A 25,685-nucleotide genomic window follows, 5' to 3' on the forward strand; every position below is an offset into this window, starting at 1 on the left:
TCTTTATCTAAACAGATGCGCTATACTTTTTCGTAACAGATTTAATAGTGGTCAAAGGATAATACTTACTGGGAAAATAATTATCTTTTGCAGCTTTAAGTTTATTGAGTGGTTGCTTACGATCCCAAATGATCCCGCATCAGACTTATAGGAGGGATATGATTGGCGATTTACCTTGATGTCATTTGGGCTTTAAACTTTTTATTCGACACACTATTACTTTACTTAACCGCTATCATCTTAAAGCGTCATGTGAAATGGTGGAGACTGATAGCAGGCGGTCTTATTGGCTCAATTATTATTTTATTAGTGATTACGCCTATACATTCAGTAGCAGGACATCCGCTAATGAAATTACTATTCTCAGTCTTTATGGTTTATACGGCATTTGGCTATAAGAGATTGAAGTTTTTCTTCAGCGGTCTAATGACCTTTTATTTAACCACCTTTTTAATTGGCGGCGTCCTGATTGGAGCTCATTACTTTGTACAATTTGACTTTGAACTGTCGGTTGCAGTCATGATTGGGAGTGTAAAAGGATTTGGAGATCCGATTAGCTGGCTCTTCGTTCTAATTGGTTTTCCGCTTGCCTGGCATTTTTCCAGAAAAAACATCGAAACATTTGAAATGGTAAAAATTCAATATGATTCCTTAATTGATGTAGAAATTATGCTGAACAGCAAATTGTATAGCTTTAAAGGTCTGATTGACAGTGGAAATCAATTATACGATCCAATCTCCAAAATGCCTGTTATGTTTATTTCTATTAAAGGAAACGAAGGAGATTTTCCTGAAGAAATACAGGCAATGGCTGAAGACCCTGAAAAGGTTGTACTCGGGCAACACACCGTTTCTGCTGAGTGGGAGCATAGGATGAGAATTATTCCATATAAAGTAGTCGGTCAGGATCACCAGCTTATAATCGCTGTAAAACCAGAAAGCATCAAGTTCCGAAAGACGGAGGAAGTTCTGGAAGTTAATCGGGGACTAATCTCGTTTACCATGCAGGAGCTTTCGAGCGACGATGCCTTTCAATGTATTGTTCACCCTAAAATGATGGCAAGTGCTAAACAAGTATCTGCAGAAATACGCGCAGGATAATATAGTTAAAACGCTTTATATACTATACTCAGAAAAACACAATTTAGAAGGAGGACAAATCATGAAAAAATTAAAACTTCGATTATCCTATTACTGGTATAAATTGCTGATTAAACTGGGCCTCAAATCTGATGAAGTTTACTACATAGGCGGAAGTGAAGCATTACCGCCGCCATTGAGCAAAGAAGAAGAAGAACATTTATTGATTAAATTGCCTAATGGTGATAAGGCAGCCCGCTCCATCTTAATTGAGCGTAATTTAAGACTTGTGGTTTATATTGCAAGGAAATTTGAAAACACAGGCATTAATATTGAAGATTTAATAAGCATAGGTACTATTGGACTGATTAAAGCGGTAAATACATTTAACCCTGAAAAGAAAATCAAATTAGCTACATACGCTTCCCGATGCATTGAAAATGAAATTTTAATGTATTTAAGAAGAAACAATAAAATTCGATCAGAGGTTTCATTTGATGAACCGCTGAACATTGATTGGGACGGAAATGAGTTATTGCTATCCGACGTGCTGGGAACAGATGACGATATCATTACAAAAGATTTGGAAGCAAATGTAGATAAAAAACTGCTGTTAAATGCCCTGCATCAGCTAACAGACCGTGAAAAACAAATTATGGAGCTAAGATTTGGTCTTGGAGCGGGCGACGAAATGACCCAAAAAGATGTAGCGGACCTTCTGGGCATCTCTCAATCCTATATCTCACGCCTGGAAAAAAGAATCATCAAAAGACTAAAAAAAGAATTTAATAAAATGGTGTAGGAAAAGTGGAAGCGCCTTGCTCAGCCCCGACAAGCTTAAGACGAGCTGGCTAGAAGGTTGTTCTTTAACCTTCTGGACAGATTGGCTTAAGACCTCGAGGGGCTAGGCGCTGGAACTGGACAAAGGAAAAGTGGAAGGCGCTAGGAGCTGGAACTAATTATAAATTTTGTCCTTTTTTCCTCAAAAATCCTTTAGCAGCAAGCTTTGTCAATTCTGAATTTTTGTGCTCTATTTCATCATGCATATTTTTCCTTCTCAAGGAGATACTGTTTTTTGTACAGCAACTCCTGTGAGGAGGGAAAGAATTGACTCGAAATAAAGTAGAGATTTGCGGTGTAGACACATCAAAACTTCCAGTATTAAAAAACGAAGAAATGAGAGAACTCTTCAAGCAAATGCATGAGGGAGATATAACGGCCCGGGAAAAACTCGTAAATGGCAATTTACGGCTTGTATTAAGTGTCATCCAGCGTTTTAATAACAGGGGAGAATTTGTGGATGATCTGTTCCAGGTTGGATGTATCGGCCTAATGAAATCTATTGATAATTTTGATTTAAGTCAAAACGTAAAGTTTTCCACTTATGCTGTTCCAATGATTATTGGGGAAATCAGAAGGTATCTGCGTGATAATAACCCTATTCGCGTTTCCCGTTCATTAAGGGATATTGCTTATAAAGCCTTGCAGGTAAGAGAACGGCTTATGAGCAAAACATCTAGAGAGCCAACAGCAGAAGAAATTGCAAAGGAACTTGATGTACCGCATGAGGACATTGTATTTGCCCTCGATGCCATTCAAGATCCCGTTTCCTTGTTTGAGCCAATTTATAATGATGGCGGAGATCCTATTTTTGTGATGGACCAGCTCAGTGATGAGCGGAATAAAGACATCCAATGGATTGAGGAAATTGCACTTATGGAAGGTATGCGAAGACTTAATGAAAGAGAAAAACTCATACTTAGAAAAAGATTTTTCCAAGGAAAAACGCAAATGGAAGTTGCTGAAGAAATCGGAATATCTCAAGCTCAAGTATCACGCTTAGAAAAAGCGGCCATTAAACAAATGAACAAAAATATTCAAAGTTAAGTCTGCCGAATGGCAGGCTTTTTCGTATGTTCAGAAATGATTAATGAACAGCTTGGAGGGATAATCGACCGAGGTGCTCAATTAATGTAGCACAAGTGCAGCTAAGCCACTGACTTCCCCTGACAGGCTTGCCAATCGGCAAGTTTTCTTTCATTCTTTTAACCCCTGCCTACAATTTTCTTTTTTCCTAACATGATTTTCAATCTATGCATCATATATTAAATTATAGAATAAATGCGGGAGATGACCTTTATGATCAAAATATCTGATTTTCAATTGAAAGATGTGGTTAATGTTTCAGATGGAAAAAGGCTGGGGAATATTGGCGATATTGATATCAATCTAAACAGCGGCAAAATTGAAGCTGTCATCGTGGGAGGAAGCGGCAGAATGCTGGGCTTCTTCGGAAAAGACGAAGACATTGTTATACCTTGGAAAAATATCATTAAAATTGGTGAAGATGTGATACTCGTCCGATATAAATCAGCAGAATACAGTTTTACAGAAGATGAAGGATAAAGCAACATAAAACTGTAAACAATGCCTTCCTTATGGTAAACTAGAGAAAAAATGAGGATATGAGTATGGAGCCTTTTATTAAACACACTGATGAGTTTTTAACAATTGAACACTGGGTTTCCGATTTTCCCGGACTTACTGCTGGATTTTCTACCAAAAATGGCGGTTTTAGCAAAGGGGAGTTTACAGGGCTGAATATGGGGTTTCATGTTTCAGACGACCAGCTCACTGTTATGAAAAATCGTCAGCATCTTGGTGGTAAGCTGGATTTTCCTCTTTCCAATTGGGTTGGAGCAGATCAAACACATGAGGTTAATGTGGCAAAAGTTTCACCTAAAGATGCCGGGCTCGGAGCCATGCAATATGATAGCTCTTTTCCTCATACAGATGGATTTTATACAAATGACCAAGGAATTCTTCTGACATTATGCTATGCTGATTGTGTTCCATTATACTTTCTGCATCGCAAAACAAAAACAATTGGGATTGCACACGCCGGCTGGAAAGGTACAGTGCATGGAATAGCTGAAAAAATGATTACCGTATTTAAAAACGATGGAATTCCGGCAAATGAAATAGAAGCCGTCATCGGACCATCAATTTGCGGACAGTGTTATGTAGTAGATGACAGGGTCATCAAAGCTGCAAATCAGTGGAAAAACGATCATTTGCCACCAGCATATAAAGAGATTTCAAAAGGTCAGTATCAATTAGACTTAAAACAATTAAACCGTCAAGTCATGATTCATAGCGGACTGGCTGAAAAGAATATTGTTATTTCGAATTATTGCACCAGCTGTAATGCTGACTTATTTTACTCTCACCGCAGAGATAGCGGGAAGACAGGCAGAATGATCAGTTTTATGGGCTGGAAGGAGGAGTAAGAGCAATACCATGAAAGTAGAAGACAATTTACGGGAAATTCAGCAAAAGATAGAAACAGCCTGCGAGCGCTCTGGACGCAATCGCGAAGAAATTAAAATCATTGCTGTGACAAAATATGTTTCTTTGGAACGTGCACAGGAAGCATTTGATGCAGGTATTACAGATTTAGGCGAAAACCGTGATGATGGCCTCCTGGCTAAATGGGAGGTATTAGCGGACAAGCCTACATGGCATTTTATTGGTTCACTTCAATCAAAAAAAGTAAAAAACATCATTGATAAAGCAGCCTATATTCATTCGCTTGACCGGCTTTCACTTGCTGAAGAAATACAAAAAAGAGCCGATCATATCATTGATTGTTTAGTTCAAGTCAATGTTTCGGGTGAAGAGTCAAAGCATGGCCTGCCGCTTGAAGAGGTTAAACCCTTTATTGCTTCATTAAAGCCATTTTCCAATATTCGTGTTGCTGGTCTTATGACAATGGCACCGTTCACGGAAGATGAAGACCTGCTGCGCAGCTGCTTTAGAAAATTGAAAGAGCTTCAGCAGGATATTCAGGCACTTGAAGAAAGTTATGCGCCTTGCACAGAACTATCAATGGGAATGTCTAATGATTATCAAATTGCTATTGAAGAAGGCGCAACAATGATCAGAATAGGAACCGCTTTAGTGGGTCAATAAGGTAAGGAGGTATATGAAGAGATGAGCATTAAATCTAAATTTAAGACATTTTTCTTTTTAGATGATGAATATGATGATAGAGAAGAGGATATGCTCGAAGAGGAAGCAGCCCCTGCTAAACAGCCTTCTCAGCAAAAGCAGCAGTCTGTTCAAAAGCAAAACGTAGTCAGTCTGCAAAGTGTGCAAAAATCATCAAAAGTTGTCCTCGTCGAACCGCGTGTTTATGCGGAAGCACAGGATATAGCAGATCAGCTGAAAAATAGAAGAGCCGTTGTTGTTAATCTGCAGCGAATTGAGAGAGATCAAGCCAAACGAATTATTGATTTCCTGAGTGGAACCGTTTATGCAATTGGCGGAGATATTCAAAAAGTAGGAAATGATATTTTCCTATGTACTCCTGATAATGTAGAGGTTTCAGGCACGATTTCTCAATTAATGCAAGAGCAAGAATTCGATAATACGAGGTGGTAATAGGAATGGGCTTTCTGTTTGAAATATTAGCAAATTTAATTGGTATTTATTCATGGGCATTAATTATTTATATTTTAATGTCATGGTTTCCAAATGCAAGAGAATCATCGATTGGACAGTTTTTAGCGAGAATATGTGAACCGTATTTAGAGCCGTTCAGAAGGTTTATTCCTCCTATTGGCATGCTTGATATTTCACCTCTTGTTGCCATTTTTGTTCTTCGATTCGCTGTAACAGGCATCGATCAATTATATAGATGGATTGTATTGTAAACTGGGGCTATTATAGTCCTTTTTTACTTTGTAAGTCCTTATTTATTTTTTCTTAACATAGTAAGGAGTTTTTAAATGAGCATTTATCAACACTTCAGGCCAGAGGAAAAAGAATTTATTGATCAGGTGCTGAATTGGAGAAATCAAGTTGAAAGTACATATGCAGGAAAGCTGACCGATTTTCTGGATCCCCGCGAACAGCAAATCGTTAAATCGCTTATTGGAGAGAACGCTGAAATCAAATATGCATTCTTTGGCGGATACAGCGGTGCTGAAAGAAAGCGCGCATTTTTATATCCTGATTATCATCAAATTGAAGAAGAGGATTTTCAAATCAGCTTATTTGAGGTAGAATATGCAAAGAAGTTTGTTACAATTGAGCATCCGCAAGTTCTCGGCAGTCTCATGTCACTTGGACTAAAGAGAGCCAAATTTGGCGATATTCTTATTCAGAATGATGTGGTCCAGCTGATTGTGTCGAAAGAAATTGAGTCATATATCAGTCTTCAGCTCGAATCAATTGGACGAGCGAGCATAAACTTAAAGCAAATCCCTTTATCAGATGCTAAAACACCTGAAGAACAGTGGCAAGAATCTGCTCTGACATGCAGTTCATTAAGATTGGATGCAGTGCTTGCCGCCATTTTTAATATATCACGGCAAAAAGCACAAACCTTTATAAGTTCAAAACTGGTAAAAGTGAACTGGACCGTGATTGAAAATCCTTCTTTTGAGTGCAGAGAAGGGGATATGATTTCAGCCAGGGGTTTTGGGCGCGCTAAAATGATGGGCATCGAAGGAAAAACAAAAAAGGATAAATGGCGAATTGTAGCAGGCAAGCAAAAATAATTCAGCATCTTGCAGGAATTTGCGAAAGTGTGTCGAATATTTGCTTATCAAGTACATAAAAAGAACAATTGATTTGGGAGGTGGCAACAGTGCCATTAACACCGTTAGATATTCATAATAAAGAGTTCAGTAAAGGATTCCGCGGATATGATGAAGATGAAGTAAATGAATTTCTTGATAACGTTATTAAAGATTATGAATTAATTATTCGTGAGAAAAAAGAACTCGAAGAAAAGCTAAATGATTTAAATGAGCGAATTGGCCATTTCAACACCATTGAGACGACATTAAACAAATCAATCGTTGTTGCACAGGAAGCTGCAGAGGAAGTTAAGCGTAATGCACAGAAGGAAGCGAAGCTGATTATTAAAGAAGCTGAGAAAAACGCTGATCGCATCGTGAATGAGTCTCTCTCTAAAGCAAGAAAAATTGCCATTGACATAGAGGAATTAAAAAAACAGTCGAAGGTATTCCGCACTCGTTTTAAAATGTTAATTGAAGCACAGCTTGATATGCTTAATAATGATGATTGGGATCATCTCTTAGAATATAAGCTTGATGCAACTGAATTAAAAAGTTCTGAAGAAGAAGATTCATACGCTTGACGAAATAAGAGGATATCGCATATAATTTTATCACAAAATCATCTATATTAAATCGTTGAGAGGGACAGTACAAATCTCATTTGTTTATATAAGCGGTTATTATGGACGCTTGCAGAGAGCCGGGGAGAGGTGGAAGCCTGGCATAAGCTGAGATTAAGAAAATCACCCTTGAGTTCCTTGCTGAACGCTTTTAAGCTGGTAGGCGGGACGGTTCATTCACGTTATGAATGCTAATTGAGCGGATAGAGACTGTTTTCTCTGTCTACAAGGGTGGTACCGCGGGAATTAAAACCTTCTCGTCCCTTTATGGGATGAAAAGGTTTTTTTGCGTTTCAGCGGATTTTTACCCCGAAAAAAGGTAATGATGGTCGATAGAGATGACAGGAGGAAACAGAGATGGAATTCAAAGATACATTATTAATGCCACAAACAGAATTTCCGATGCGCGGCAACTTGCCAAAGCGCGAACCGGAAGTGCAGGATAAATGGTCAGAAATGAACATTTATGAGAAGGTGCAGGAGCGAACAAAGGATCGTCCAATGTTTGTTCTTCACGATGGACCTCCATATGCAAACGGAGATATTCACATTGGTCATGCTTTAAATAAAATTTTAAAAGATTTTATTGTCCGTTTTAAATCAATGAACGGGTTTCATGCCCCATATGTGCCAGGCTGGGATACTCATGGTCTTCCAATTGAACAGGCGCTTACAAATAAAGGTGTAAAACGCAAGGAAATGACGGTAGCTGAATTCCGTAAGCTTTGTGAGGAATATGCATACGAACAAATTGACAGCCAGCGTGAGCAATTCAAGCGATTAGGTGTCAGAGGGGATTGGGAAAATCCTTATATCACATTAAAACCAGCATATGAAGCACAGCAAATTAAAGTATTTGGAGACATGGCCAAAAAAGGTTATATCTATAAAGGCAAAAAGCCAGTTTATTGGTCTCCTTCTTCAGAATCTGCACTTGCTGAAGCAGAAATTGAATATCAAGATAAGCGTTCTCCATCCATTTATGTGGCTTTCCCTGTAAAAGATGGTAAAGACGTTCTAGATGCTGACACGAAAATCATCATCTGGACAACGACTCCATGGACAATTCCTGCAAACTTGGGAATCTCTGTTCATCCAACATTAAATTATGTTGTTGTGGAAGCCAATGGAGATAAGTTTGTTATTGCAGAAGACTTATTATCATCTGTTGCAAGTGAGCTTGAATGGGAGCAGCATAATGTTGTTAAAACATTTAAAGGCGCCGAAATGGAAAACGTATTAGCGAAGCATCCTTTGTATGGCCGTGATTCGCTCGTCATGCTTGGTGAACACGTTACGACTGATGCCGGAACAGGCTGTGTTCATACAGCTCCAGGACATGGGGAAGATGACTTTTATGTCGGCAGCAAATACGGCTTAGAAGTATTATGTCCTGTCGATGATAAAGGGAATATGACAGATGAAGCACCTGGTTTTGAAGGATTATTTTATGATCAGGCAAATAAACCAATTACTGAGAAACTGCAGGAAGCTGGCGCATTACTGAAGATCTCATTTATCACACACTCCTATCCGCATGATTGGAGAACAAAAAAGCCAGTTATTTTCCGTGCAACAGCCCAATGGTTTGCTTCAATTAAAGACTTTAGAAGTGAACTGCTTCAAGCGATTAATGATACTCAGTTTGTTCCAGCGTGGGGAGAAACTCGATTATATAACATGGTTCGTGATCGCGGCGATTGGTGTATCTCCCGTCAGCGTGCATGGGGTGTGCCAATTCCAGTCTTTTATGCGGAAAATGGCGAAGAGATCATTACTGATGAAACAATCGACCATGTATCTGCATTATTTAGAGAACATGGCTCAAATATCTGGTTTGAGAAAGAAGCAAAAGAATTGCTTCCTGAAGGATTTACTCATCCAGAAAGTCCAAATGGCCAATTTACAAAAGAAACAGATATTATGGATGTTTGGTTTGACTCAGGATCATCCCATCAGGCGGTTCTGCTTGAAAGAGAAGACCTGCAAAGACCAGCAGACCTTTATTTAGAGGGATCTGACCAATATCGCGGCTGGTTTAACTCTTCATTATCAACGGCTGTTGCTGTAACAGGCAAAGCACCATACAAAGGTGTATTGAGCCATGGATTTGTTCTGGATGGAGAAGGCAGAAAGATGAGTAAGTCTGTAGGAAATGTCGTTGTGCCTGCTAAAGTAATGAATCAGTTAGGTGCTGACATCCTCCGTTTATGGGTAGCATCTGTTGACTATCAGGCAGATGTCCGTGTTTCTGATCCTATCCTTAAGCAAGTCGCAGAAGTATATCGTAAAATCCGTAATACATTCCGTTTCTTACTTGGAAATCTTGCTGATTTTGATCCGGCAAAAGATAAAGTAGCATATGAAAATCTTCGTGAAGTAGATCAATTTATGCTCGTGAAGCTGAACAAGCTGATTAAAAATTCAGTAACAGCTTATGACCGCTATGAATTTGCTTCCATTTACCATAGCATCAATAATTTCTGTACGTTAGATCTAAGTGCATTCTATCTTGATTTTGCTAAAGATGTTTTATATATCGAAGCAAAAGATCAAGAGGATCGCCGTGCGATTCAAACTGTATTATATGAGAGCTTAATTGCGTTAACGAAGCTTACTGCGCCAATTCTTTCTCATACAGCAGATGAAGTGTGGAGCTTTATTCCAAATGTTCAGGAAGAAAGTGTTCAGTTAACTGATATGCCGGAATATGTTGATCTGCCAAATGCAGAATTGCTGGAGAAAAAATGGACGTCATTTATGAAACTGCGCGACGACGTATTAAAAGCGCTTGAAGAAGCTCGTAATGCAAAAGTAATCGGAAAATCATTAACAGCTAAAATTGCGTTATATGTGAACGATGAAGTAAAAGCATTGCTTGATTCCATCAGCGAAAACCTGCAGCAGCTCTTTATTGTTTCAGGCTTTGAAATTGCCGGCACATACGATGAAGCGCCAGAAAATGCAGTTAAATTTGAGAACACAGCTATCGTTGTCTCAAAAGCAGAAGGCGAAACATGTGAACGCTGCTGGACGGTCACTCCAGAAGTGGGCCAAAACGAAGAATACCCTACACTTTGCACACGCTGTGCAGATGTTGTAAAAAACAACTATAGCCATTTGGCATAAATTAAACTAAACAGAGGCTGGTGCTCAGCCTTGAATTGGATCCGGATGATTAGGAAAACACCTTCTAATCATTCGGATTTTTTTATGTTTAAAATATTGGATGCAAACTTTGTTGTTATAACTGCTGAGCAAGAGCGCGCATCTCAGCTTCTTTTGTGCTGTAAATCAACACACATAGTGCCTTCCCAGCAACGTGTGAAATACTTAACCTCATAAATAAGCGGAAGAATTCCGCTTATTTCACAAATGCACGGGAAATGTGCTGAAATAGACGGAGAAATTCCGACTAACTACCTGAAAAACATGCAAATGGACGATTTTTTTCAAGATAGTCGGAAACCCTCCCCTTATTTTGAGCGAAAATAGCTCAATTATGGAAATAAGGGTAAAATCTCCGCTTATTTCACTGGTTCTCCTATTCAGGGCAGGAGGGAACATCAAAATAAGCGGAAGAATTCCGCTTAAATCACAAAATCACGGAAAATGTGCTGAAATAGACGGAGAAATTCCGACTAACTACCTGAAAAACATGCAAATGGACGATTTTTTTCAAGATAGTCGGAAACCCTCCCCTTATTTTGAGCGAAAATAGCTCAATTATGGAAATAAGGGTAAAATCTCCGCTTATTTCAAAGGTTCCTCCTATTCAGGGCAGGAGGGAACATCAAAATAAGCGGAAAAATTCCGCTTAAATCACAAAATCACGGAAAATGTGCTGAAATAAACGGAGAAATTCCGACTAACTACCCGAAAAACATATAAATGGTCGATTTTTTTCAATATAGTCGGAAAAGCTCCCCTTATTTTGCCCGAAAATAGCCCAATTCTCGAAATAAGGGTAAAATCTCCGCTTATTTCACTGGTTCTCCTATTCAGGGCAGGAGGGAACATCAAAATAAGCGGAAGAATTCCGCTTAAATCACAAAATCACGGAAAATGTGCTGAAATAGACGGAGAAATTCCAGCTAACTACCTGAAAAACATGCAAATGGTCGATTTTTTTCAAGATAGTCGGAAAAGCTCCCCTTATTTTGAGCGAAAATAGCTCAATTATGGAAATAAGGGAAAAATCTCCGCTTATTTCACAGGTTCCTCCTATTCAGGGCAGGAGGGAACATCAAAATAAGCGGAAGAATTCCGCTTAAATCACAAAATCACCGAAAATGTGCTGAAATAGACGGAGAAATTCCGACTAACTACGCGAAAAACATACAAATGAGTGATATTTTTCAAGATAGTCGGAAACCCTCCCCTTATTTTGCCCGAAAATAGCCCAATTCTCGAAATAAGGGAAAAATCTCCGCTTATTTCACAGGTTCCTCCCGCGAAAAGCATAGGTCTGCAGCAGCATAAAGAAACGGACTACTTCTAAAACCCGCCTCTACAATAATGGTTTTTCAAATCGCAACTTTCTTAATTTAGTCATATATACATCTATCTTCTCTGTTGATTATTACCACCTCCGTCAAATGTTGTTCCTTATGTTAAATGTTTTCCCGTGTCATGCTCGTGCATGCGGAAAATAATATAAGAAACAAAATGAACGGAGGAAAAGATATGGATGCAAACATTAACGATCTTTATTCAGAACTCCGTAACACGAGACAAGAACTTTTAGAAAGGCTAATGAATGGTACCAGTAATCCGCTAATTAAACCTATCCTTCTTGAAGAATTGCACGATGTTGAAAGAACAATTGCAAAACTTGAACAAGGCAATTATGGCATGTGCGAGCTTTCGGGAGAACTTCTGCCAACAGAACTGCTAAAAGAAATTCCAACCCTCAAGTCAAAAGACGATTACACAAGCCTGGGGAAATTTTATCGAAAAGCACTCTTTTAAAGAATGCTTACTGTTGCTTTCAGGCTGTTTATGCTAAAATGCTAAGGTAACGATATGAATTGTGGAGGTTGCCTTTGTGTTTTATTACATAATTACAGTATTTGTCATTGCGCTTGATCAGCTGACAAAATGGCTGATTGTCAAAAATTTTGAGCTTGGTGAAAGTGTTGAAATTATTGAAGATTTTCTGTATATAACATCCCATCGCAATCCTGGTGCTGCTTGGGGCATACTGGAAGGGCAAATGTGGTTTTTCTATATCATAACCGTTATTGTCATTATAGGAATCGTTTATTACATGCAAAAAGCGGCAAAAGGAAACCATCTGTTAGGTGTTTCCTTAGCATTAATGCTTGGCGGAGCAATAGGAAATTTTATTGATCGGGTTTTACATCAGGAAGTTGTAGACTTTGTTAATACGTATATCTTTTCTTATGATTTCCCTATTTTTAATGTAGCTGATGCCGCATTATGTATTGGTGTTGGAATGTTAATGCTGCAAATGATCTTAGAGGAAATAGCAGCTAAGAAGGAGAAAAAAGATGGAAAAAGTGGAACACATCGTTCTTGAAGAACAAGTAGGAGAAAGAATTGATAAAGTTCTTTCAAATGTAAATGAAGAATGGTCCAGAACACAAGTACAGCAGTGGATTAAAGATAATTTGGTGCTTGTTAACGGGAAAACCATTAAAACAAATTATAAATGCAGCCTGAATGATCAGATTGAAATTTCATTGCCTGATCCTGAAGAGCTTGATATTGTAGCAGAGCAAATGGATCTGGAAATTTATTTTGAAGATTCGGATGTTCTTGTCGTTAATAAACCAAAAGGGATGGTTGTACATCCTGCGGCTGGTCATCAAACGGGAACACTTGTGAATGGATTAATGGCGCACTGTACAGATCTTTCTGGCATTAATGGCGTAATGCGTCCTGGAATTGTTCACAGAATTGATAAAGATACTTCTGGCCTTTTGATGGTTGCTAAAAATGATATGGCTCATGAAAGTCTTGTCAATCAGCTTGTTGAAAAAACGGTTACCCGTAAATACAAAGCGGTTGTGCATGGTTTAATTCCCCATGACCATGGAACGATTGATGCCCCAATTGCACGTGACCCTAAAGATCGTCAAAGCATGGCGGTTGTCGATGAAGGCAAGCATGCTGTCACTCATTTCCGGGTACTCGAACGTTTTGAGAACTTCACTCTCGTTGAATGTCAGCTGGAAACAGGGAGAACACATCAAATTCGTGTTCACATGAAATATATTGGCTACCCGCTTGCTGGCGATCCGAAATATGGTCCAAGGAAAACGATTGATTTTAATGGACAAGTCCTGCATGCAGGTGTATTAGGGTTTGATCACCCCCGCACGGGTGAATATATCGAGTTTGAAGCACCGCTTCCTGCAGATTATACTGAACTGCTTGATTCATTAAGAAATAACCGTTGACAAAATTCGATAGCTGCTATATGATAAACACAGTTGAATAAGTCCTTTAAGACAGTCCCGTGAGGCTGAGAAGGAGTCGGATTAGGAAAATTGCACCCTAAATATGTGTGCAAGGATTCTGCAAATCTACCCTCTCGCCGTACAGTGAGAGGGTTTTTGTTTGGACAAAGATAAGACAAGATGGGGTGAATATAATGCCGCAAAAGGCAATTGTCTTAGATGAACAAGCGATCCGCAGAGCATTAACCAGAATTGCTCATGAAATAATTGAAAAAAATAAAGGGATCGAAGGCTGCATATTAATCGGGATCAAAACTCGAGGAATATACTTAGCTAACCGGCTTGCTAAAAGAATCGAAGAGATTGAAGGAGCACAAATTTCAGTTGGTGAATTGGATATCACATTATATCGTGATGATTTAACGAAGAAGACTGATAATGAAGAGCCGCTTATTAAAGGATCTTCTATTCCAATCGATATAAAAGATCAAAAGGTTATTCTTATAGACGATGTTTTATACACAGGCAGAACAGTGAGAGCTGCATTAGATGCACTTATTGACCTAGGCAGACCATCTTCCATTCAGCTGGCAGTGCTTGTTGACCGCGGTCATCGCGAGCTGCCGATCAGAGCTGACTTTGTCGGCAAGAATATCCCGACATCGAGCTTGGAGAAAATTGTCGTGGAACTAAAAGAAGTCGATGAAAGCGATCAAGTCAGCATATACGAAAACAACAATTAAAAATTTCATACCCTTTTTAAAAGCAGTCCCGTGAGGCTGACAAAGGGGAACCGGCAAGAGAATTGTCTTTCTTTTGCTGTGCTCTTATACCCTCTTTGCAGCCTAACGCAAAGAGGGTTTTTTACTTAAATGAATGTAAAGGGAGAGAGCCTTATGAGAAATCCAGTTCTAGATATTAAAGATAAACCATCACCATTTCAATGGCTTACACTTAGCTTACAGCACTTATTCGCCATGTTTGGTGCAACCGTACTTGTACCCATTTTAGTTGACTTAAGCCCAGCGATGGCCCTTATTTCAAGCGGTATAGGGACGCTTGCTTTCCTCTTAATCACTAAGTTTCAAGTACCAGCCTATCTTGGCTCGTCTTTCGCCTTCATCATTCCTTTAACCACGGCTCATGAGATTGGCGGACCTGGCGCAGCGATGATCGGATCCTTCATCGCTGGTCTCGTATACGGCATAGTGGCTTTAATCATTAAAAAAGCAGGCTTCCGCTGGATTATGAATATTTTACCGCCAGTTGTTGTTGGTCCGGTGATTATCGTAATTGGTTTGGCTCTAGCAGGTACAGCAGTTGGCATGGCCATGAATAACCCTGCATCAGGAGAATACAGTCTGCTTCACTTCTCAGCAGCCATTGTAACTCTTGCAGCAACAATTTTGTTTTCAATCTTCGGCAAAGGCATGTTTGGAATGGTATCCATCCTTTTAGGAATCATCGTCGGATATCTATACTCAGTGATAATCGGCATTGTTGACTTCACAGGAGTAAGAGAAGCAGCTTGGATCGAGATGCCAGATTTTATTTTCCCGATCGTGCATTATGATATCAGCATTACTTCAACATTAATATTCCTGATGGCACCAGTAGCAATTGTGACAATTTCAGAGCATATCGGACATCAGCTTGTCCTTGGTAAGGTTGTAGGCAAGAACTATATAAAAGATCCAGGCTTACACCGCTCCATTTTAGGAGACGGAACAGCTACAATGATTTCCGCTTTAATTGGCGGACCGCCGAAAACGACGTATGGAGAAAACATTGGTGTGCTGGCGATTACAAAGGTTTACAGCGTATATGTTTTGGCTGGAGCAGCGGTATTCGCAATCCTATTCGGCTTCATTGGAAAAATAACTGCATTAATTTCATCCATTCCTTCTCCAGTAATGGGCGGCGTATCGATCCTGCTGTTCGGAATTATCGCTTCATCTGGATTAAGACTGCTTGTTGACAGCAAAGTTGACTTTGGAAATAACCGCAACCTTGTCATCTCATCTGTCATCTTAGTTATAGGAATTGGCGGAGCACATATCGCCATTGGAAACTTTGAACTTGAAGGAATGGCACTTGCAGCAATCAGCGGTGTGGTATTAAACCTGATCCTTCCAGGCAGAGAGAAAATGGCGGATTTAGATGAAAACGAATCTCACAATGATGATGTGGCATAACGCCTTTTAAGAAAAGTCCAGAGAGGCTTACAAGGGTGTTGAAGCACATTAGGTATATCAGGGGAAGTATACCCGTATGCCTAAAACCTTCAACTCTTCAGCACCCTGACCAAAAATGTCAGGGTGCTTATTTTTATATCAAGAGGAACAGGAAGGGGTTATACCCATGGAAAATCATTTGCTGACCATGACTGAACTTTCAAATCAGGAGATCGAAATCATTTTAGCTGACGCCCAGCACTTTATTGAGGGAGGAACATGGACACCTGCCAATAAAACCTTTGTGGCAAATTTGTTTTTTGAAAACAGCACAAGAACAAAATGCAGTTTTGAAGTAGCAGAACGCAGGCTAGGCCTTGATATCATACCCTTTGAAGTAAGCACTTCGAGTGTGTCAAAAGGTGAGTCACTATATGATACCGTGAAAACCTTAGAAGCGATCGGCGTCAATGCCGTCGTCATCCGCCATCAAGAAGATCGCTATTTTGATCAATTAACAGGTAAAACGGATGTAGCGATTTTAAATGGCGGCGACGGCTGCGGGCATCACCCTACACAATCATTGCTGGATCTCTTGACTATTAAGCAGGAATTCGGTGGATTTGCTGGTCTAAAGGTAGCAATTATCGGTGACATCCGTCATAGCCGAGTGGCAAGATCAAATGCAGAAAGCTTAACCAGATTAGGAGCAGAAGTGGTTTTTTCCGGACCGGAGTTTTGGTTTGATGAAGAGATGATGAAAGAGTGCAGCTACGAAAATATTGATGAGGCAATCGCAACGGCAGATGTAGTCATGCTGCTGAGAATTCAGCACGAAAGACATGCTGATCAAACAGGTATGACAGCAGAAGACTATCATCATGTATATGGATTAACGGTTGAGCGCGAGAAGCGCATGAAAAAAGGAAGCATCATTATGCATCCAGCACCCGTCAATCGCGACGTTGAGATTGCAGATTCTCTAGTAGAATGTGAACGCTCAAGAATCTTTAAGCAAATGAAAAACGGTGTATACATCCGAATGGCTGTTTTAAAAAGATCAATTGAAAATGGGAAAGGAAGTGCAAACTATGTCAATTCTAATCAAACATGCACAGTTGCTAACTAAAGAAGGAGAGCGCGAGCAGTCAGATGTGCTGATCAGAGATGGAAAGATTGCCGAAATCGCAAAAGAGATCAAGAGCGAAGCCGAGCAAACGATTGAAGCAAGCGGCCTAGTCCTATCCCCAGGTTTTATTGATTTGCATATCCACTTGCGCGAGCCTGGCGGTGAGCATAAAGAAACGATTGAAACAGGAACAAACGCTGCTGCTAGAGGCGGTTTTACAACTGTAGCAGCTATGCCAAATACGCGTCCAGTGCCAGACAGCAAGGAACAAATGGAATGGATGCAAAAAAGAATTGCTGAAAGTGCTGCCGTGAAGGTGCTGCCATATGCATCGATAACAATAAGAGAAGCCGGAAAGGAATTAACCGATTTCCAAGCACTGAAGGAAGCTGGAGCATTTGCTTTTACAGATGATGGTGTTGGTGTTCAATCTGCCGGAATGATGTTAGAAGCAATGAAAAAGGCAGCTGCAGTCAACATGGCGATTGTGGCTCATTGCGAAGAAAATACCTTAATTAATAAAGGATCTGTCCACGAAGGGATTTTTTCTGAAAAAAATGGATTAAATGGCATTCCTTCTGTGTGTGAATCCGTACATATTGCAAGAGACGTTCTGCTCGCTGAAGCAGCGGATTGTCATTATCATGTTTGTCATATCAGTACAAAAGAGTCTGTCCGAGTAGTCAGAGATGCAAAGCGGGCAGGCATTAAAGTAACAGCGGAGGTAACTCCTCATCACCTTCTTCTGTGTGATGAAGATATTCCTTCACTGGATACAAATTATAAAATGAATCCGCCGCTGAGAGGAGCAGAAGACCGCCAGGCACTTATTGAAGGGCTTTTAGACGGTACAATTGATTTTATCGCAACAGACCATGCCCCACACTCAAGTGAAGAAAAAGCGGAATCCATGCAATTGGCACCATTCGGCATTGTAGGCTTGGAAACAGCGTTCCCGCTTCTATATACACACTTAGTTCAAAAAGGAATTCTATCCTTACAGCAGCTGATTGATTTTCTAACAAAAAAACCAGCTGAAACCTTTGGGTTAGCATCTGGCACGCTAGAAGCTGGAGCAGCAGCAGATCTAGTATTGCTGGATTTAGAACAAACTGAAGAGATCAATCCTGAAACCTTTTTATCAAAAGGAAGAAATACACCATTTTCAGGCTGGGAATGCACGGGCTATCCAGCGATGACGATTTCAGAAGGAAAAATTGTATGGGAAAGAGAGCGTGTGACATCATGAAAAGACAACTAATCTTAGAGGATGGAACGATTTTTATCGGAGAAGGCTTTGGCGGAGAACGAATGCTTAGCGGAGAGGTCGTTTTTAATACTGGAATGACAGGCTATCAGGAAATACTCTCAGACCCATCTTACTGTGGCCAGATTGTAACCTTAACATATCCTTTAATCGGAAACTATGGCATTAACCGCGATGATTTTGAAAGCATTAACCCTGCAATCAACGGGTTAATCGTCAAGGAAGCAGCTGACTTCCCATCCAACTGGCGGAATGAAAGCTCATTGGACGATTTTCTAAAGCTGCGCAATATCCCTGGCATTTCAGGAATTGATACGAGAAAACTGACAAGAATCATCCGCAAATACGGCACATTAAAAGGAATTATCTGCAGAATAGAAGAAAATCCAGAAGATGTGATCGAAAAGCTCCGCTCCACTTCACTAAGAACAGACCAAGTGAAGCAGGTTTCTACCAAAACAGCTTATCCAAGTCCTGGCCGCGGCAGAAGAGTTGTGCTGGTTGATTACGGAATGAAGCACGGCATTTTGCGTGAATTGAACAACAGAGGCTGTGACGTGATTGTTGTTCCGTATCATACTACAGCCGAGGAAATCTTAAATCTTAGCCCTGATGGTGTCATGCTTTCTAACGGACCTGGAGATCCAAAGGATGTTCCGGAAGCAATTAGTATGATCCAAGGCTTGCTTGGCAAGGTTCCATTGTTTGGCATCTGTCTTGGACATCAATTATTTGCCCTTTCCTGTGGAGCGAATACAGAGAAAATGAAGTTCGGACACCGCGGATCCAATCATCCGGTAAAAGATTTAGCGACAGGCAAGGTGGCACTGACTTCTCAAAACCACGGTTATACAGTGAACGAGACCTCTTTAAAGAATACAAGATTAGAAGTGACACATATTGCCTTAAATGATCGTACGATCGAAGGGTTAAAACATAAAGATTATCCGGCATTTACGGTCCAGTACCATCCAGAAGCTTCACCAGGACCAGAGGATGCAAATGGACTTTTTGAACAATTTCTAGCAATGATTGAATCTGACAAATTGGAAGGTGTAAACAAATGACAAAGCGTACAGATATAAAAAGCATTCTCGTCATCGGATCAGGCCCGATCGTAATCGGCCAGGCTGCAGAATTTGATTATGCAGGAACACAAGCATGTATTGCCTTAAAAGAAGAAGGCTACAAAGTTATTCTAGTAAACTCCAATCCTGCTACAATCATGACAGACACAGAAATAGCAGATGCCGTTTATATCGAACCGCTTACGCTTGAATTTGTAAGCCGAATTATCCGCAAAGAAAGACCAGATGCACTTGTGCCGACTTTAGGCGGACAGACAGGACTCAATTTAGCAGTCGAATTATCAAAATCCGGCGTGCTGGAAGAGTGCGGCGTTGAAATTCTCGGTACAAAGCTAACAGCAATTGAAAAAGCAGAGGACCGTGACCTTTTCAGAAACTTAATGCATGAACTGGGAGAGCCTGTCCCAGAGAGCGATATTATCCACAATCTCGAAGAAGCTTATACATTTGTCGAGCGTGTTGGATACCCTGTTATTGTCCGCCCAGCCTATACATTAGGCGGCACTGGTGGCGGAATTTGTCAGGATGAAGAAGAACTGATTGAAATTGTTACAAGCGGTTTAAAAAATAGTCCTGTAACACAGTGTTTGCTTGAAAAAAGCATTGCCGGCTACAAGGAAATTGAATATGAAGTGATGCGCGACTCAAATGATAATGCAATCGTTGTATGTAATATGGAAAACATTGATCCAGTCGGTGTTCATACAGGCGACTCGATCGTTGTTGCACCGAGCCAAACTTTAAGTGACAGAGAATATCAGCTTCTGCGCAATACGTCTTTAAAAATCATTCGTGCTCTTGAGATTGAAGGAGGCTGTAATGTGCAGCTTGCCCTAGATCCTTACAGCTTCAATTATTACATCATTGAAGTAAATCCAAGGGTAAGCCGTTCATCTGCACTTGCTTCAAAAGCTACAGGCTATCCAATTGCAAAGCTTGCTGCAAAAATTGCTGTTGGACTGACACTGGATGAAATGATGAATCCAGTTACAGGAAAAACATATGCAAGCTTTGAGCCAGCATTAGATTATGTGGTTTCAAAGATTCCGCGCTGGCCATTTGATAAATTTGAATCGGCCAACCGCACACTGGGAACGCAAATGAAAGCAACGGGAGAGGTTATGGCAATCGGGCGCACGTTTGAGGAATCTCTGCTAAAAGCGATTCGCTCATTAGAAGCTAATGTATTTCATCTGGCATTAAATGATGCAGACAGCATTGATGATGCCCTTTTAGAAAAACGGATTAGAAAAGCTGGTGACGAGCGCTTATTTTATATCGGTGAAGCATTGAAACGCGGAATCACAATTGAAACCATTCATGAGTGGTGTGAAATTGATCTGTTCTTCCTGCATAAATTTTCAAAAATCATTGCTTTTGAACAACAAGTAAAGGATCATCCTTTCCAGTATGATACTGCGAAAAAAGCGAAGGAAATGGGCTTTGCCGATTCAGTGATTGCTAAGCTTTGGAATAGCACGGAACTGGAAGTATACGAATGGAGAAAAGAACAAGAATTAATGCCTGTATACAAAATGGTTGATACATGTGCTGCTGAATTCGAATCAGAAACACCATATTACTACGGCACATATGAAGAAGAGAACGAATCGATTGTAACAGAGAAAAAGAGTGTCATTGTCTTAGGATCAGGTCCAATCCGCATCGGGCAGGGAATCGAGTTTGATTATTCAACCGTTCATGCTGTATGGGCGATTAAACAAGCAGGTTATGAAGCGATTATCATCAACAACAACCCAGAAACGGTTTCAACTGATTTCAGTATTTCAGATAAGCTATATTTTGAGCCGTTGACGATTGAAGATGTCATGCACATTATTGATCTTGAACAGCCAGAAGGTGTAGTCGTTCAATTCGGCGGTCAGACAGCCATTAACCTTGCCGATCAATTAGTGGCAAGAGGCGTGAAAATCTTAGGTACAACTCTTGAAAATATGGATCGTGCAGAGAACCGCGACAAGTTCGAACAAGCCTTAACAGAGCTGCAAATTCCGCAGCCAAAAGGAAAAACAGCAAAGTCGGTTGAGCAAGCGGTTCTGATCGCTTCTGAAATTGGCTATCCAGTGCTTGTAAGACCATCATACGTTCTCGGCGGAAGAGCAATGGAGATCGTTTATAAAGAAGAAGAGTTATTGCACTACATGAAAAACGCGGTAAAAGTAAATCCTGAACATCCTGTGTTAATCGACCGCTACTTAACAGGCAAAGAAATCGAAGTGGATGCGATTTGTGATGGAGAAACAGTGGTGATCCCTGGAATCATGGAGCATATCGAAAGAGCCGGTGTGCACTCAGGCGACTCCATTGCTGTGTACCCGCCGCAAAATATCTCTGCAGCTGTGAAAGAAAAACTAATCACTTATACAGAAAAGCTTGCAAAGGGATTAGGCATTGTTGGATTGTTAAACATTCAATATGTTGTCGCAAAAGAAGAGGTCTATGTGCTTGAAGTCAATCCGCGTTCAAGCCGTACCGTTCCATTCTTAAGCAAAATAACAAATGTGCCAATGGCCAATCTAGCAACAAAAGTCATTCTGGGAGAATCGTTAAAAGAACTAGGCTATTCAACTGGACTAGTACCAGAACGTTCAGGCGTATATGTAAAGGTTCCGGTCTTCTCTTTTGCTAAATTAAGACGTGTAGACATTACACTCGGACCTGAAATGAAATCAACCGGAGAGGTAATGGGTAAGGATACAACACTTGAAAAAGCATTGTATAAAGGCCTTGTTGCTTCCGGTATGAACATTCATAAGTTTGGTACAGTGTTAATGACGGTTGCAGACAAAGATAAGGAAGAGGCACTGCAGCTTGCGAAAAGATTCGTTTCAATCGGCTATAGAATCATGGCGACAAGCGGAACGGCTGAAGTGTTAGAAGCAAACGGCATCCCAGTTGATGTAACAGACAAAATTGGTTCTGAAGGTCCAAACCTGCTCGATGCCATCCGGAATGGCGGAGCACAAATTGTCATTAACACGCTGACAAAAGGAAAGCAGCCACAGCGTGATGGCTTCCGAATCCGCCGCGAGTCAGTTGAAAATGGTGTACCATGCTTAACTTCTCTTGATACAGCTTCAGCGATTTTACAAGTAATTGAATCAATGAACTTTTCTGCAGAAGCAATGAGTCATCCAGAGGCAGGACAGGAGGCAGTGCTCGTATGATCAAACAGGAGCTATGCACGGTTGTCAGCCAATCTCAAATAGCAAAAGATATTTATGAGCTCACCCTTAGTGGTGAGCTTGTCCGCGAAATGAACGAACCAGGTCAATTTGTTCATTTGAAAACAGGCGGAGAATTCGGCCCACTGTTAAGAAGACCGATCAGTATTTCAAGCATCAGCAAGGACACTAGTGAATTTACAATGATTTACCGTGCAGAAGGCAAAGGAACGAAGCTTTTATCTGAAAGTAGTTCAGGAGATTTTGTAGATGTACTGGGCCCATTAGGGAACGGTTTTCCAGTCGAGGCGAGTGAGCAAGGAGATACTGTTCTGCTGGTTGGCGGCGGTATCGGTGTTCCTCCGCTTTATGAGCTTTCAAAGCGTCTTACAGCTGCCGGCTTCACTGTCACACATATTTTAGGCTTCCAAAATAAAGAAGCAGTTTTTTACGAAGAGTATTTTAATAGTTTGGGTGAAACCTATATTGCAACGGCTGATGGAAGCTATGGAACAGCCGGATTTGTTACTGATGTTATAGCAAACGAGGGTGTAAAATTTGATATCCTATACGCTTGCGGACCAACTCCGATGCTAAGAGCTTTGGAAACTTCTTATGGTAAAAATAAAAAGGTTTACTTATCGCTTGAGGAGCGGATGGGCTGCGGCATTGGTGCTTGTTTTGCTTGCGTTTGCCATACAGCAGATGATCCAACTGGCTACACATATAAAAAAGTCTGCAGTGACGGTCCCGTCTTTAAAGCAGGGGAGGTTGTTCTATGAAGTCATTAGAAATCAGCTTGCCAGGTCTTTCCTTGAAAAATCCGATCATGCCTGCATCCGGCTGCTTTGGTTTTGGCAGAGAATACAGCGGGTTATATGATTTAAATCAGCTTGGTGCGATCATGATCAAAGCAACAACCCTTGAACCGCGTTTTGGCAATCCAACTCCTCGTGTAGCAGAAACAACAGCAGGCATGCTCAACGCGATCGGACTGCAAAATCCGGGATTGGATAGAGTGCTGAATGAAGAACTGACTTGGCTTGAACAGTTTGATGTTCCGATTATTGCTAATGTTGCTGGTTCGCTGGAAGAGGATTATGTAGAAGTTGCAAAAGAAATATCGAAGGCGAAAAATGTGCATGCCCTCGAATTAAATATATCTTGTCCAAATGTGAAAACAGGCGGCATTGCCTTTGGTACGATCCCAGAGGTGGCGAAAAACTTAACAAAAAAGGTGAAGGAAGTTTCGGAAGTCCCTGTTTACGTCAAACTTTCCCCTAATGTGACGAACATTGTGGAGATGGCGAAAGCAGTTGAAGACGGCGGTGCTGACGGATTAACGATGATCAACACCTTATTGGGCATGCGTCTTGATCTGAAAACAGCTCAGCCGATCCTTGCGAATAAATCAGGAGGATTATCAGGTCCAGCTATTAAACCAGTTGCGATTCGAATGATTCATGAAGTGAGCCAGCATGTATCACTGCCAATCATCGGCATGGGCGGAGTACAGAGTGCTGAAGATGTGATTGAGTACTTTTATGCAGGTGCAAGTGCAGTAGCCGTTGGAACAGCCAACTTTGTCGATCCATTTGTATGTCCGAAGATCATTGAAGAACTTCCAGTATTGTTGCAGGAATTAGGATTTGATCATATTTCAGAATGTACAGGAAGGAGCTGGGGCAAACATGAAAAACTCGCTTATCATCGCGCTTGATTTTACAGGAAAAGAAGAAGTGAACAGTTTTCTTTCAAAGTTCAACGATGAACAGCTGTTTTTAAAAGTAGGGATGGAGCTTTTTTATCAGGAAGGGCCGAGGATTGTTCAGGAATTAAAAGAAAAAGGTCACCAGATTTTCTTGGATTTAAAGCTTCATGATATTCCGAACACAGTAGGAAAAGCGATGGAACGCCTTGCTCGTCTGCAGATCGATCTAGTGAATGTTCATGCTGCCGGCGGGAAGGAAATGATGGAGAGAGCACTTGCTGGTTTAGAGGCAGGTACGTTATCTGGCCAAAAACGTCCACACTTAATTGGAGTTACCCAGCTGACAAGTACATCTGAAGAACAAATGCAAAAAGAGCAGCTTATTTCAGCCACCTTGAAAGAATCTGTCTTACAATATGCGAGCTTAACGAAAGAAGCAGGCTTAGATGGAGTCGTATGCTCGGCATTTGAATCAGAGGAAATTAAAAGGCTGCTCGGAAGTGAATTCTTAACCGTAACTCCTGGTATCCGCACCGCAGCTGATGAACAGGGTGACCAAAAAAGAATCGCTACCCCTGCATTTGCAAAAGAAGCTGGTGCTTCAGCGATCGTTGTTGGCAGGTCGATTACGAACGATCCTAATCCGCTTGAAAAATATAAACAAATGAAATCACAATGGGAGGGCGTACTACAATGAAAAAAGAAATTGCGCAAAGCTTACTGGATATTGGGGCCGTTGCTCTAAGTCCAAACGATCCATTTACTTGGTCTTCTGGACTGCGCTCACCGATTTACTGTGATAACCGTTTAACATTATCTTATCCAGCAGTGCGCAAACAAATTGCAGCTGGCTTGAAACAAATCATTGAAGATCAATTCCCAGAAGCGGAATTAATCGCAGGCACAGCAACAGCTGGCATCCCGCACGCAGCCTGGGTAAGTGACCTGATGGATTTGCCAATGTGTTATGTGCGCTCAAAGGCAAAAGGACATGGTAAAGGCAAACAAATTGAAGGCAAAGCGACAGCCGGCCAAAAGGTCGTTGTGGTTGAAGACTTAATTTCAACTGGAGGCAGTGCAATTACGGCTGTCGAAGCATTGCGCGAAGAAGGACTTGAAGTGCTTGGTGTTGCTGCAATCTTTACATATGGACTGACAGCTGGCACAGAAAAGCTGGGTGCTGCTGGCGTAACTGCCCATGCATTAAGTGATTTTGAAACACTAGCAGAATTGGCCGAGGCAAAAGGTCATATTGAAGAAAAAGATGTGAACAGCCTGGCACAATGGAGAAAAGACCCGGAAGCTTGGGGGAAGGCTGTTCAGTCATAAGAAAGTTAATGCTTGTTAAGCAGTTCTGATAACGTGGGAAATCTAAAAAGGCTTCATAAATAATTTACGGTTTTTGCAGGGCGAATAAC

24 protein-coding genes and 1 other annotated feature are annotated in these 25,685 nt (G+C 40.8%); all 24 genes read left to right on the forward strand.

Features of this window, described 5'->3' with window-relative positions:
• The first annotated feature begins 162 nt into the window (after positions 1 to 162).
• The 24 genes from spoIIGA (at position 163) to pyrE (ending at position 25,596) form a co-directional block, all read left to right on the forward strand.
• On the forward strand, positions 163 to 1,101 hold the full coding sequence (gene spoIIGA / locus J1899_RS09210) for a sigma-E processing peptidase SpoIIGA (RefSeq protein WP_214478465.1): 939 nt from the start codon (positions 163 to 165) through the stop codon (positions 1,099 to 1,101).
• A gap of 61 nt (positions 1,102 to 1,162) precedes the next feature.
• Positions 1,163 to 1,882: an RNA polymerase sporulation sigma factor SigE gene (gene sigE / locus J1899_RS09215; protein ID WP_066446838.1), complete on the forward strand. Its 720-nt coding sequence runs from the start codon at positions 1,163 to 1,165 to the stop codon at positions 1,880 to 1,882.
• A gap of 305 nt (positions 1,883 to 2,187) precedes the next feature.
• Positions 2,188 to 2,967: an RNA polymerase sporulation sigma factor SigG gene (gene sigG / locus J1899_RS09220; protein WP_066446830.1), complete on the forward strand. Its 780-nt coding sequence runs from the start codon at positions 2,188 to 2,190 to the stop codon at positions 2,965 to 2,967.
• Between the two features lie 252 nt (positions 2,968 to 3,219).
• Complete coding sequence (locus J1899_RS09225) at positions 3,220 to 3,486, forward strand: YlmC/YmxH family sporulation protein (protein ID WP_066446828.1); 267 nt, start codon at positions 3,220 to 3,222, stop codon at positions 3,484 to 3,486.
• A gap of 65 nt (positions 3,487 to 3,551) precedes the next feature.
• Entirely contained in the window at positions 3,552 to 4,370 is an 819-nt protein-coding gene (gene pgeF, locus J1899_RS09230) for a peptidoglycan editing factor PgeF (protein WP_066446825.1), read from the forward strand.
• A gap of 10 nt (positions 4,371 to 4,380) precedes the next feature.
• A complete protein-coding gene (locus tag J1899_RS09235; RefSeq protein WP_214478466.1) occupies positions 4,381 to 5,052 on the forward strand; it encodes a YggS family pyridoxal phosphate-dependent enzyme in 672 nt (223 codons plus the stop codon).
• A gap of 21 nt (positions 5,053 to 5,073) precedes the next feature.
• Entirely contained in the window at positions 5,074 to 5,523 is a 450-nt protein-coding gene (locus tag J1899_RS09240) for a cell division protein SepF (RefSeq protein WP_066446819.1), read from the forward strand.
• A 5-nt stretch (positions 5,524 to 5,528) separates the two neighbouring features.
• Positions 5,529 to 5,795, forward strand: coding sequence for a YggT family protein (locus J1899_RS09245; protein WP_066446817.1), 267 nt, complete (start codon positions 5,529 to 5,531; stop codon positions 5,793 to 5,795).
• A 75-nt stretch (positions 5,796 to 5,870) separates the two neighbouring features.
• The gene (locus J1899_RS09250) at positions 5,871 to 6,644 is read left to right on the forward strand and encodes a YlmH family RNA-binding protein (protein WP_066446815.1); all 774 of its coding nucleotides are present in this window, start codon (positions 5,871 to 5,873) and stop codon (positions 6,642 to 6,644) included.
• An 89-nt stretch (positions 6,645 to 6,733) separates the two neighbouring features.
• The gene (locus J1899_RS09255) at positions 6,734 to 7,249 is read left to right on the forward strand and encodes a DivIVA domain-containing protein (RefSeq protein WP_066446813.1); all 516 of its coding nucleotides are present in this window, start codon (positions 6,734 to 6,736) and stop codon (positions 7,247 to 7,249) included.
• Between the two features lie 46 nt (positions 7,250 to 7,295).
• Positions 7,296 to 7,556 (forward strand) — a binding site (T-box leader).
• A gap of 89 nt (positions 7,557 to 7,645) precedes the next feature.
• Positions 7,646 to 10,417 carry an isoleucine--tRNA ligase gene (gene ileS, locus J1899_RS09260; RefSeq protein WP_214478467.1) on the forward strand — a complete coding sequence of 924 codons (2,772 nt, stop codon included), beginning with the start codon at positions 7,646 to 7,648 and terminating at the stop codon, positions 10,415 to 10,417.
• Positions 10,418 to 11,974: 1,557 nt separating this feature from the next.
• The gene (locus tag J1899_RS09265) at positions 11,975 to 12,259 is read left to right on the forward strand and encodes a hypothetical protein (protein WP_066446809.1); all 285 of its coding nucleotides are present in this window, start codon (positions 11,975 to 11,977) and stop codon (positions 12,257 to 12,259) included.
• A 76-nt stretch (positions 12,260 to 12,335) separates the two neighbouring features.
• Positions 12,336 to 12,830 (forward strand): signal peptidase II, encoded by a 495-nt coding sequence (lspA, locus tag J1899_RS09270; protein WP_066446807.1) that lies wholly within the window; start codon positions 12,336 to 12,338, stop codon positions 12,828 to 12,830.
• Positions 12,802 to 13,713 (forward strand): RluA family pseudouridine synthase, encoded by a 912-nt coding sequence (locus J1899_RS09275; RefSeq protein ID WP_214478468.1) that lies wholly within the window; start codon positions 12,802 to 12,804, stop codon positions 13,711 to 13,713. Before lspA ends, J1899_RS09275 begins: the two co-directional genes overlap by 29 nt.
• 194 nt (positions 13,714 to 13,907) lie before the next feature.
• Entirely contained in the window at positions 13,908 to 14,456 is a 549-nt protein-coding gene (gene pyrR / locus J1899_RS09280; RefSeq protein WP_066446802.1) for a bifunctional pyr operon transcriptional regulator/uracil phosphoribosyltransferase PyrR, read from the forward strand.
• A 153-nt stretch (positions 14,457 to 14,609) separates the two neighbouring features.
• Positions 14,610 to 15,908, forward strand: coding sequence for a solute carrier family 23 protein (locus J1899_RS09285; protein WP_214478469.1), 1,299 nt, complete (start codon positions 14,610 to 14,612; stop codon positions 15,906 to 15,908).
• A 166-nt stretch (positions 15,909 to 16,074) separates the two neighbouring features.
• Complete coding sequence (locus tag J1899_RS09290) at positions 16,075 to 17,016, forward strand: aspartate carbamoyltransferase catalytic subunit (RefSeq protein WP_214478470.1); 942 nt, start codon at positions 16,075 to 16,077, stop codon at positions 17,014 to 17,016.
• The gene (locus J1899_RS09295) at positions 16,979 to 18,265 is read left to right on the forward strand and encodes a dihydroorotase (protein ID WP_214478471.1); all 1,287 of its coding nucleotides are present in this window, start codon (positions 16,979 to 16,981) and stop codon (positions 18,263 to 18,265) included. The genes J1899_RS09290 and J1899_RS09295 overlap by 38 nt, the downstream gene beginning before the upstream one ends.
• On the forward strand, positions 18,262 to 19,350 hold the full coding sequence (locus tag J1899_RS09300) for a carbamoyl phosphate synthase small subunit (protein WP_214478801.1): 1,089 nt from the start codon (positions 18,262 to 18,264) through the stop codon (positions 19,348 to 19,350). The genes J1899_RS09295 and J1899_RS09300 overlap by 4 nt, the downstream gene beginning before the upstream one ends.
• Positions 19,347 to 22,559: a carbamoyl-phosphate synthase large subunit gene (gene carB, locus J1899_RS09305; RefSeq protein WP_214478472.1), complete on the forward strand. Its 3,213-nt coding sequence runs from the start codon at positions 19,347 to 19,349 to the stop codon at positions 22,557 to 22,559. Before J1899_RS09300 ends, carB begins: the two co-directional genes overlap by 4 nt.
• Entirely contained in the window at positions 22,556 to 23,338 is a 783-nt protein-coding gene (locus J1899_RS09310; RefSeq protein ID WP_066446791.1) for a dihydroorotate dehydrogenase electron transfer subunit, read from the forward strand. Before carB ends, J1899_RS09310 begins: the two co-directional genes overlap by 4 nt.
• Positions 23,335 to 24,276, forward strand: a complete 942-nt coding sequence (locus J1899_RS09315; RefSeq protein ID WP_214478473.1) for a dihydroorotate dehydrogenase — start codon at positions 23,335 to 23,337, stop codon at positions 24,274 to 24,276. The genes J1899_RS09310 and J1899_RS09315 overlap by 4 nt, the downstream gene beginning before the upstream one ends.
• Positions 24,248 to 24,964 (forward strand): orotidine-5'-phosphate decarboxylase, encoded by a 717-nt coding sequence (gene pyrF, locus J1899_RS09320; protein ID WP_214478474.1) that lies wholly within the window; start codon positions 24,248 to 24,250, stop codon positions 24,962 to 24,964. The genes J1899_RS09315 and pyrF overlap by 29 nt, the downstream gene beginning before the upstream one ends.
• Positions 24,961 to 25,596 carry an orotate phosphoribosyltransferase gene (gene pyrE, locus J1899_RS09325; RefSeq protein ID WP_214478475.1) on the forward strand — a complete coding sequence of 212 codons (636 nt, stop codon included), beginning with the start codon at positions 24,961 to 24,963 and terminating at the stop codon, positions 25,594 to 25,596. Before pyrF ends, pyrE begins: the two co-directional genes overlap by 4 nt.
• Positions 25,597 to 25,685: the final 89 nt, after the last annotated feature.

This window comes from Cytobacillus gottheilii, assembly GCF_018582665.1.
Taxonomy (GTDB): Bacteria; Bacillota; Bacilli; order Bacillales; family Cytobacillaceae; genus Cytobacillus; species Cytobacillus gottheilii.

Bases quoted from the DNA above. Each gene is read 5' to 3' on its own strand.
- pyrR (WP_066446802.1), top strand. From the start codon at position 13,908: ATGCCGCAAAAGGCAATTGTCTTAGATGAACAAGCGATCCGCAGAGCA.
- J1899_RS09265 (WP_066446809.1), top strand. From the start codon at position 11,975: ATGGATGCAAACATTAACGATCTTTATTCAGAACTCCGTAACACGAGA.
- J1899_RS09250 (WP_066446815.1), top strand. From the start codon at position 5,871: ATGAGCATTTATCAACACTTCAGGCCAGAGGAAAAAGAATTTATTGAT.
- J1899_RS09290 (WP_214478470.1), top strand. From the start codon at position 16,075: ATGGAAAATCATTTGCTGACCATGACTGAACTTTCAAATCAGGAGATC.
- J1899_RS09315 (WP_214478473.1), top strand. From the start codon at position 23,335: ATGAAGTCATTAGAAATCAGCTTGCCAGGTCTTTCCTTGAAAAATCCG.
- sigE (WP_066446838.1), top strand. From the start codon at position 1,163: ATGAAAAAATTAAAACTTCGATTATCCTATTACTGGTATAAATTGCTG.
- pyrE (WP_214478475.1), top strand. From the start codon at position 24,961: ATGAAAAAAGAAATTGCGCAAAGCTTACTGGATATTGGGGCCGTTGCT.
- carB (WP_214478472.1), top strand. From the start codon at position 19,347: ATGACAAAGCGTACAGATATAAAAAGCATTCTCGTCATCGGATCAGGC.
- J1899_RS09295 (WP_214478471.1), top strand. From the start codon at position 16,979: ATGTCAATTCTAATCAAACATGCACAGTTGCTAACTAAAGAAGGAGAG.
- pyrF (WP_214478474.1), top strand. From the start codon at position 24,248: ATGAAAAACTCGCTTATCATCGCGCTTGATTTTACAGGAAAAGAAGAA.
- pgeF (WP_066446825.1), top strand. From the start codon at position 3,552: ATGGAGCCTTTTATTAAACACACTGATGAGTTTTTAACAATTGAACAC.
- J1899_RS09235 (WP_214478466.1), top strand. From the start codon at position 4,381: ATGAAAGTAGAAGACAATTTACGGGAAATTCAGCAAAAGATAGAAACA.
- ileS (WP_214478467.1), top strand. From the start codon at position 7,646: ATGGAATTCAAAGATACATTATTAATGCCACAAACAGAATTTCCGATG.
- J1899_RS09225 (WP_066446828.1), top strand. From the start codon at position 3,220: ATGATCAAAATATCTGATTTTCAATTGAAAGATGTGGTTAATGTTTCA.
- J1899_RS09240 (WP_066446819.1), top strand. From the start codon at position 5,074: ATGAGCATTAAATCTAAATTTAAGACATTTTTCTTTTTAGATGATGAA.
- J1899_RS09310 (WP_066446791.1), top strand. From the start codon at position 22,556: ATGATCAAACAGGAGCTATGCACGGTTGTCAGCCAATCTCAAATAGCA.
- J1899_RS09285 (WP_214478469.1), top strand. From the start codon at position 14,610: ATGAGAAATCCAGTTCTAGATATTAAAGATAAACCATCACCATTTCAA.
- J1899_RS09275 (WP_214478468.1), top strand. From the start codon at position 12,802: ATGGAAAAAGTGGAACACATCGTTCTTGAAGAACAAGTAGGAGAAAGA.
- J1899_RS09245 (WP_066446817.1), top strand. From the start codon at position 5,529: ATGGGCTTTCTGTTTGAAATATTAGCAAATTTAATTGGTATTTATTCA.
- J1899_RS09300 (WP_214478801.1), top strand. From the start codon at position 18,262: ATGAAAAGACAACTAATCTTAGAGGATGGAACGATTTTTATCGGAGAA.